Genomic DNA, 8558 nt, shown 5'->3' on the forward strand with positions numbered 1-8558 from the left:
GCGGCACCCATTTTCCGCATAAAGCCCCTACGGCTATCGGAATTCTCGTCACTTGCTGCCATAGTACAAGGCAGACTTTCTATCCAATGTTATTAAAATCTTTGGTGGGGAACATATTCTACTTCGAATCTAGAACCATATTATATAGGGAATTTGATGTTTTTAATGGCGTGTGGAAGAGAGACAACCAGAAGATCTCCTTCCAGATTTTTGTCGAGGATGTAATACTACTGCCAGTGAACCTTGTGATTAAGCCAAGTGACTCTAGGTACTAACAATATGTATTCTGGGTATACTAAATCTCAATTAAGAGGTCACCATAGGAAAAGAACCGCGGTCACAGATCCTGGCTTTCGTAGAACTGACTGTCGCTGGTCAGCGTCGACCACCGCGGCCAAGAATTAATGGGGGTGGGATTATAAGTCGGACCGCGTACCAGATGGTATGACACTGGACCGCTGTTTGACAAATGCAAAGATCGTAGATGGGACAGGCGCCCCATGGCTTCGCGGCGCCGTTGGCATCAAGGACGGACGTATCGATGGGATATACCGAGGTACTGTTCCAGACGCAGAAGAAGTCATCAATACCGACGGTGAAATCGTTGCACCGGGATTCATTGATACACATTCTCACTCTGATCTGGAACTATTCGAGGACCCTACGCTGGAGCCAAAACTGCGTCAGGGAATCACTACAGAGGTGCTCGGCCAAGACGGTTTCTCAATGGCACCTATGTACCGTGAGGGTGGCGCAGAAGAGTGGTCCCAACAACTCGGTGCCCTTGCTGGAACAGTCGATACCGACTGGACGTGGGACAGCGTTGATGAGTACCTCGATGCTGTTGAAGCATCCGGAGTGAGTCCACACGTCGCCCTTTTGGTTGGCCATGGAACTGTTCGATTCAATGTGATGGGAATGTCGGACGACGATCCTACAGCAGCCGAACTTGAAGAGATGCGTGAGTTGATTGTCGAGGGGCTAGAGGATGGCGCCATTGGGTTTTCGACCGGTCTGATATATACTCCATGTACCTACGCGGATACTAATGAAATTGCTACACTCGCAGCGGCGTTGGAGGAGTACGGTCGCCCATTTGTTGCTCACGTGCGTAGCGAGGGTCGGTGGATCTGGGATGCTCTCGATGAGTTCGTTGATATTGGTGATGACTGCGGCGTTCCACTTCACCTGTCACACTACAAGCTCGCCGGAACCGCACAGCACGATCAGGTCAATAGAAGCAATGCTTTGCTTCGGACTGCTCGTCAACGAGGAGTTGACATAACTATCGAACAGTACCCCTATACTGCCGGGAGTACTATGCTCTCGGCAGTTCTCCCGCCGTGGGTCCATTCTAAAGGTCCAGAACGGACCATTGAACTGCTCGAAACCGACGAGGTCAGGGAGCGGATCAGGCGTGACATTCGCCATTGGCGAATTGACGGATGGGAGAACACTGCGGGGCTGGCCGGTTGGAAGAACGTTGTCGTCACTAGTGTACAGACTGAAGAGAACAAGCACGTCGAAGGCCGAAGTATTCGGGAAATTGCGACTGAGCGGGGCACATCTCCTGTTGACGTTGTCTGTGATCTGCTTGTAGAAGAGGATCTCGCAGTCAGTATGCTCATCCACATGATGAACTCGGATGATGTCGAAGAAATCCTCCAAACGGACTTGGTCAATGTTGCTACTGACGGTCTATTCGGTGGGCGACCACATCCTCGTCTCGCCGGGACATTTCCACGGGTGCTCGGTACGTACGTCCGCAAACGCAACGCGCTTGAGCTGGAGGAGGCTATCCGAAAGATGACATCGCTTCCGGCTCGGGCGATGGGACTGCATCAGAAGGGCGTTATTCGTTCCGGGATGGATGCCGATATTGTTGTCTTCGACCCGGAGACAGTTGCAAGCCGTGCGACTTACGAGAATCCGCTTCGTCCCCCACGTGGAATTTCGAACGTGCTCGTTGACGGTGAGTTTGTCGTACGCAACGGCGAACCAACCGGCGCTACGCCAGGACGAGCGCTTCGTGTCAATACTGAGACGTAGCTACGACCAAAGCATTATTGGGGGTTTGTTTAACTCCCTCGAGGGGAGCACACACCTATGGGACAACTCACAGTCTTTGCCGCTGAGTTCTCACATGAGACAAATACATTCGCTGATACCCCGACAGCACGGGAGCATTTCAAGCAGCGACGCGAATACATCGGTGACGAGGTGCTTGAGGAACTGAAAGATACAAACACGACAATTGGAGGAGCGATGTCGGTCGCTGCTAGCAAAGGAGCTAACATCATTCCAAGCGTTGCAGCCTCAGCGATGCCGAGTGGGCTCGTCAAAACAGAAGCTTACGAGTTATATACCGATCTCATCCTTTCAGACCTAGGGGAGCACATCGATGATATCGATGGGGTGTTTCTCTCGCTTCATGGCGCCATGGTTCAGGAGGGTGGCACTGATGGCGAGGGACCGCTAATCACTGCCGTTCGAGACATTGTCAGCGATGAAGTACCAATCGTCGTTACGCTTGATCTGCACGGAAACATTACAGACACAATGGTTGAGGAAGCAGATGCACTAATCGCATTCGAGAGCTACCCTCATACCGACATGGGTCCGACTGGCGAGCAAGCGATGGACCTTCTCCTGCGGACGATTGATGGCGAGATCAATCCCGTAATGACGATCGAACGTCCTCCTATTCTTCCGTTCGGACCGAAACAGAATACTCGAGCAGGGCCGATGGCTGAAGTCATGTCGGATGCACGAGAACTGGAGCAGCATGGCGACATCCTAAAGGTTAACGTCTTCCCCGGCTTCCATCAAGCCGACGTTCCTTCAATGGGCTTCTCGATTTCGGTCGTCGCCGACGGCGATATCGATGCGGCGCAGTCGACCGCGCGTGAAGTGGCTGAGACGGTCTGGGACCGCCGCTCGGACTTTATTGGCCAGTATTTGGAACCGGAAGCTGCTGTCGCCCACGCGAAGAATCTCGTTGCCGATAGGGTTGCAGAGGATGGCCCGATCGTGATGGCTGATCTTGGTGACAATCCGGGCGGTGGCGGTGCTACGGATGGGACAACTGTTCTCCGGCAACTCATAGAACAGGATGCGACAAACGCAGGCTTTGCGCTCATTCATGACCCTGAAGTGGTTGAAGCTGCAGTTGATGCCGGTGTTGGTGAACGAATCACGGTTTCGTTAGGTGGGAAAACGGATGATCGCCACGGCAAGCCGATTGATGATCTTGAGCTGTATGTAAAGGCAATCACCAACGGAGAGTTCCAGAATACTGGACCGATGGGAACTGGGACGCGAAACGATCTCGGTCGTGGAGTAAGGGTGCAGACGGGTACTGACGATGAGGTGGAGGTGATCCTTGTTGAGAACCGTATTCAGCCTCTCGATGCGGAAATCTGGCGCCATCTCGGAATCCAACCGGAGCGATTGGACATCCTCGTCGTAAAGAGCACGAATCACTATCGCGCAGATTATGAGCCCATGGCGAGCGAGGTAATCCCTGTGAACAGTCCGGGACTGGTTGCGGTGGACCCTCAAAAGTTCGACCACCAGAATATCGAGCGGCCGAAGTTTCCGCTAGATGAAATGGATGACGACGCATACCCCTCTTGGAGGGATGACGCATGAAAGTCACTGATATGACCGCGATTCCAGTGTCTGTTCCAGTTGAGAAGGCGTACGAGACAAGTCTCTCTTCGGCGCCCGGCCAACAGTCGGATACACACGACCACATAGTCGTTCGACTCGAGACCGACGCTGGAATCCCCGGATATGGAGAGATCGCTCCGAAGGCGGCCTGGCCGCACGGGCTTACCCAAGGCGCCTGTACAGACCTGATCAATGATACACTGGCGTCGACGGTTGAAGGTCGCCGAGTAAATCGGATCGCGCGCATCGTAGATGACCTCGAGGCACAGCTTTCGGGTGAGACTTTCCCAATATACGGTATTGATGTCGCATTACACGATGCGCTTGGAAAACGGGTTGAAGTTCCGGTGTATGAGTTGCTTGGTGGCCCGAAAAACCTCAGGCGAGAGTTCCCACTGCACTACTCTATCGGTATTATGGAGGCCGACAAGATGGCGGCCGATGCTACAACCGCCGCAGAGAAGGGATTCACCGCTTTTAAGGTCAAGGTCGGTGGTTCCGATCATGAAGCCGAACTGGCCGGCATTGAGGCTATCGCTGAGGTAGTGCCAGATGCACGAATCCGGATCGACGCGAATCAAGGGTGGTATCCTGAGGAGGCGATCCGGAAGATTCGGGAACTTGATGTAGCAGCCGATGGACTCGAACTCGTAGAACAACCTGTAGCGTATGACTCCCGCGACGGACTCCGCCGGGTTCGTGAGGCAGTCGATCCACCAATTCTGGCCGATGAATCTGCGTTCTCACCCCGTGACGTCGCCGACCTCGCCCGACATGAAGCGACCGATATCATCAATATCAAATTAGCAAAAACAGGCGGTCTCCACCGGGGGAAAGATGTCGCCACAGTAGCTGGCGCACACAGTCTCACCTGCTTCATGGGAAGTATGGTTGAATTAGGTATTGGCGCTGCAGCGAGCGCACACCTGACAATCTCAACTCCACGAATAACTTACCCGACTGGCGTAATGAATCAGTACGTTGAGGACACGCTCATCAAGAATGACGGACAGTGGGAAGTTGACGGACCGACGTTCACTGTTCCAGAAATACCCGGTCTTGGGGTCGAGCCCGATCATGAGGCAATTGAACGGCTTCGAGTAGATTGAGATCTGTCCAGAACAGGCACCCTCAATTGAAAATGATAGCGTAGATCACCAAGATTTTCCAAGTAATTTCGCTTCGGCTTTCCGCAGATGTTCTAAGACTGTCGCTTGCGAAAGGTCAATCTCCTGAGCTAGTTCGGTTACCGAGACCTCTCGCGGCCAAGTGTAGTATCCTTTACGTCGGGCGAGTTGAAAGATTTCCCGTTGGCGTTCGGAGAGTTCGTCGAACTGGGTCCCACTTCCCCTAAGGATATCCGGCTTTTCCATTCGCCAAATCTCGATCTCCGCATTTTTTTCCTCGCGGATTTCATCGAGTTGGGAGTCCACATCCATCCGTCGGCCATCATGGACGACAGTCCAGTACTCGTACCCGTCCTTTACACGGATAGGCTCATCAGGGATGAATCCTTTTGATACGAAGTCGTCGTGGATGCTATTATTTGGCTCGTAGGTGACAAGCAACTCGCGTGTCGCGTTCCCTGGCGGTGATGTTCGAGTTTCGAAGTCGTAGTTCTTCTCCATGACAGCCACGCTTTCCGTCAACGGTGAGTCCCGAACTACTTCCACCAGCTCGTCGATCTCTTCAATTCGGTCTCCGTATGCAATGAGATGTGTCTTTACCTTGGAGTCAACCTCATAGACGCCGTCGGCAACAAGTCCTGCCGAAACCTGATCCGTGACCTGTAAGGTCCAGCAGTCCGGATGCCAAATCTTCAGTTGAAGCCGTACCTCTGGAAATCTCCCTGATGTACTTCTTTCGGTCTTGCTCATTGCCAACATACCATACAGCGGAGTAGATACATATATTTCTAACGGACGTTACAGACTAGAATCATCCTGGGTAACGGACCAGTAGTAGTTCGGTTGACCAGTTTGGACGTATTGCGAAGCGGCCCGTGAATAATGGGGTGTGAGGTTTTGGGTTAGCCCCCTACTCTTTGGGATATGAACCTCAGAAATGAGTTTGATATTCCAGCATCTGCGATTGTACTCGCAGAAGGTTCCTTCGGAGAGACAGGCGGTAAGACTGCGAACGGAGTAACTCTACATAGCGAGGTATTCGACGTTGAGGTGGTTGTTGACTCGACCCAGGCAGGGACGACCGCTTCGGATGTGCTTGGAGCAGATACAAACGGCGACATCCCTGTTGCCGCAACGATGTCCGAGGCATTCGAGATGGCACCAGATGCGGCAGCACTTGTTATCGGTGTCGCCCCAGCTGGTGGCGAACTCCCAGATGAATGGGTTGACGACATAAAGGATGCAATGAGTACTGGCTGCAGTATCGTTTCTGGGTTACACACGTTCCTCTCTGAAGACTCAGAATGGCAGGCACTTGCGGCTGACGCCGGCGTCGAACTCTACGATGTTCGGAAGCCTCCGGCTGACGACGAACTGCGAGTTGGGGATGGACGGGTCGATGACGTCGATGTCCCAGTCGTATTGTCGATGGGGACTGATTGTGCGGTTGGCAAGCGGACAACAACGTTCGAACTGTATCGTGAAGCCTGCGAGCGTGGATTAGATGCAGGGTGGGTGGCCACTGGACAAACCGGGATCATGGTCGGCGCGCATAGAGGTGCCGTGATCGACCGGATTCCGTCTGACTTCACGGCCGGGATGGTTGAGGACCTCGTCTGCGAGGTCGCTGAAGATCACGAGATCGTATTCGTTGAGGGACAAGCTTCGCTCTCCCATAGAGCCTATTCTGGCGTGACTCTTTCTATCCTCCACGGAGCGTGGCCTGACGCTGTTGTTCTCGTAGACGATCCAGACCGAACTACCCGGACGCACTTTGAGAGGTTCGAGGTCTGGGGGATCGAGCGCGAGAGAGAGTTCATCAACGAGCTATCTGATGCAGATGTAGCTGCTATCTCGACATGGGGCGATCAAGAGACGGTTGCTGATCGTCATGGGATACCGGCTGGGAACGTCTACACTGACTCGGGTACGTCTCGTCTCTTCAACGCCGCACTGGAGGTGGTTGACGAATGACTCGTATCACCGATGTCTCGGTCACCCCCTTCAATCATCCGCTCGAGGAGCCGTTTGAAATCGCCCTCGGAAAGCAAACCGAAGCTGCAAACTTGCTAGCGACGGTTCAGACCGAGGATGGAACCGAAGGGTATGGCGAAGGAAGTCCAATTCCTCCAGTTACCGGGGAAACCCAGGCATCTGCAATGGCGGTCGTTCGAGAGATGAGTGACTTGATTGAGGGTGAGCCTTTAACGGACTTTCGACGGCTCTCTTCGGATCTTAAGGCTTCGTTCCCGTCGACATCCTCTGCCCGTCTTGCTATAGAAACAGCTGTTATCGATGCACGTTGTCGAGAGCTCGAGATACCAATGGCTGAACTGTTTGGCGGTACATCGACACCGGTCGAGACAGACATGACTGTTCCCATTGTCGATACTAACGAGGCAGAAACACGAGCAGCAGCAGCAGCGGCCGAAGGATACAAGCACCTGAAAGTGAAAGCCGGATCGAGTGTCAAAGCGGATATCGACCGGATGCTCGCCGTTGCAGAAGGGGCACCCGGTGCCAACTTGAAGGTTGACGCTAATCAAGGGTGGACTGTCGCGCAAACAGTACGGTTCGCCGAGGCAATGCGAGACCACGGCCTCACACTTGACCTAATTGAACAACCAGTCCACCGCGACGATATCAGGGGCCTCGAAAAGGCGAGCCGGCAGATTTCAGAACCGATTGCTGCTGATGAGTCATTATTCTCGCCCAGTGATGCTATTCGATTAGTTCGTGAGGGCGCGGTTGATGTGATGAACCTCAAACTTGGCAAGTCAGGATTGGTTGACGCTCTGGCTATTATTGATATTGCTGAAGCCGCGAATGTCGACCTGATGATCGGGTGTATGCTCGAAAGCGCGGTCGCAATCCACACAGCCGCTCATGTCGTTGCAGGAACTGACGCTTTCTCATATGTTGATCTTGACGGAAATCGGCTACTCGACGCCGATGTTATCGAGGATACTGGCCCAATGATCGATATCTCTGGACCTGGACATGGGGTTGATACACCTATTCGCGGTTGATCCTTGGACTGTTATCGGTTCTTTTGTGGCTGCTACATGCTGTAGTCTCCTGAAGATCGTTGCTCGCCATCTTCAATACCCTAACTGATATATTTCGTGTGCTGTACTAAGGTAGTGTTTTGACGATGTCTTGACAGCATTCCACTGCAGTGCTTTTGTGAAGAACGTTGCAGATCGTATTACTTCGAAGACAACTCACTACTAACGGCAGTGAGGACACGTGCACTTGTCCGAATACCCTTTTCAAAGTGTTCGACTGCGAAATGCTCGTCTGGAGAGTGCTGATTGTTGTCCTGCTGCCCGTAGGGAATGCTAATATGTGGTAGCTCCAGGTAGTTTGTGAATAGTGCGTATGGCGCCGACCCACCCGATGACGGTTTCACAATCGGCTCTTGATTCCAACCGTCGGCCACAGCGTCCATGATTGGCTCGCAATATGGTGAATCGACGGGTATCCGCGTCGGGTGCATGCTCCCGAGTCGAGAAACGGTCGTTGATACACGCTCCGATGCGTGTTCGTCGATATGGTTAACAACCTTCTCATAGATCTCATCCGGCTCCTGATCAACGACGAGCCGTATATCAATCGTGGCCGATGCCGTCGTGGGAACGATCGTTTTAAACCCCTTGTCACTATGGCCACTTACACGTCCGTTTATATTGAGTGTAGGATAGCATTGGTCTTTAGCTAAGCCTCAGCAGTCGGTTGGATGGTGGTAGCGAGCTGTTC

General features: G+C 53.0%; 7 protein-coding genes and 1 pseudogene. 6 read left to right on the forward strand and 2 right to left on the reverse strand.

What is annotated here, in order from left to right:
• The 4 genes from BBD46_RS22895 to BBD46_RS02390 form a co-directional block, all read left to right on the forward strand.
• Positions 1–275, forward strand: a 275-nt coding sequence (locus BBD46_RS22895) for a hypothetical protein (protein WP_216094814.1), incomplete at its 5' end; no start/stop codon positions are given.
• Between the two features lie 169 nt (positions 276–444).
• The gene (locus BBD46_RS02380; protein ID WP_071400173.1) at positions 445–2049 is read left to right on the forward strand and encodes an N-acyl-D-amino-acid deacylase family protein; all 1605 of its coding nucleotides are present in this window, start codon (positions 445–447) and stop codon (positions 2047–2049) included.
• A 57-nt stretch (positions 2050–2106) separates the two neighbouring features.
• Positions 2107–3651, forward strand: a complete 1545-nt coding sequence (locus tag BBD46_RS02385) for a M81 family metallopeptidase (protein WP_071400174.1) — start codon at positions 2107–2109, stop codon at positions 3649–3651.
• The gene (locus tag BBD46_RS02390) at positions 3648–4781 is read left to right on the forward strand and encodes a mandelate racemase/muconate lactonizing enzyme family protein (RefSeq protein ID WP_071400175.1); all 1134 of its coding nucleotides are present in this window, start codon (positions 3648–3650) and stop codon (positions 4779–4781) included. The genes BBD46_RS02385 and BBD46_RS02390 overlap by 4 nt, the downstream gene beginning before the upstream one ends.
• Before the next feature lie 45 nt (positions 4782–4826).
• Here BBD46_RS02390 and BBD46_RS02395 read toward each other — a convergent pair whose 3' ends face one another.
• Entirely contained in the window at positions 4827–5549 is a 723-nt protein-coding gene (locus BBD46_RS02395) for a helix-turn-helix domain-containing protein (protein ID WP_071400178.1), read from the reverse strand.
• Positions 5550–5723: 174 nt separating this feature from the next.
• Between BBD46_RS02395 and BBD46_RS02400 the strand changes: the two genes are divergently transcribed.
• Together BBD46_RS02400 and BBD46_RS02405 are read left to right on the forward strand one after the other, a co-directional pair.
• Positions 5724–6773, forward strand: coding sequence for a DUF1611 domain-containing protein (locus tag BBD46_RS02400; protein WP_071400176.1), 1050 nt, complete (start codon positions 5724–5726; stop codon positions 6771–6773).
• Positions 6770–7828 (forward strand): dipeptide epimerase, encoded by a 1059-nt coding sequence (locus BBD46_RS02405; protein ID WP_071400177.1) that lies wholly within the window; start codon positions 6770–6772, stop codon positions 7826–7828. The genes BBD46_RS02400 and BBD46_RS02405 overlap by 4 nt, the downstream gene beginning before the upstream one ends.
• A gap of 179 nt (positions 7829–8007) precedes the next feature.
• On the opposite strand, the pseudogene BBD46_RS23470 reads toward BBD46_RS02405, so the two are convergent.
• Positions 8008–8493 (reverse strand): annotated as a pseudogene (locus BBD46_RS23470) (M20/M25/M40 family metallo-hydrolase); the annotation flags it as partial.
• Between the last annotated feature and the right edge of the window lie 65 nt (positions 8494–8558).

It is taken from the genome of Natrialba sp. SSL1, assembly GCF_001861355.1.
Taxonomy (GTDB): Archaea; Halobacteriota; Halobacteria; order Halobacteriales; family Natrialbaceae; genus Natrialba.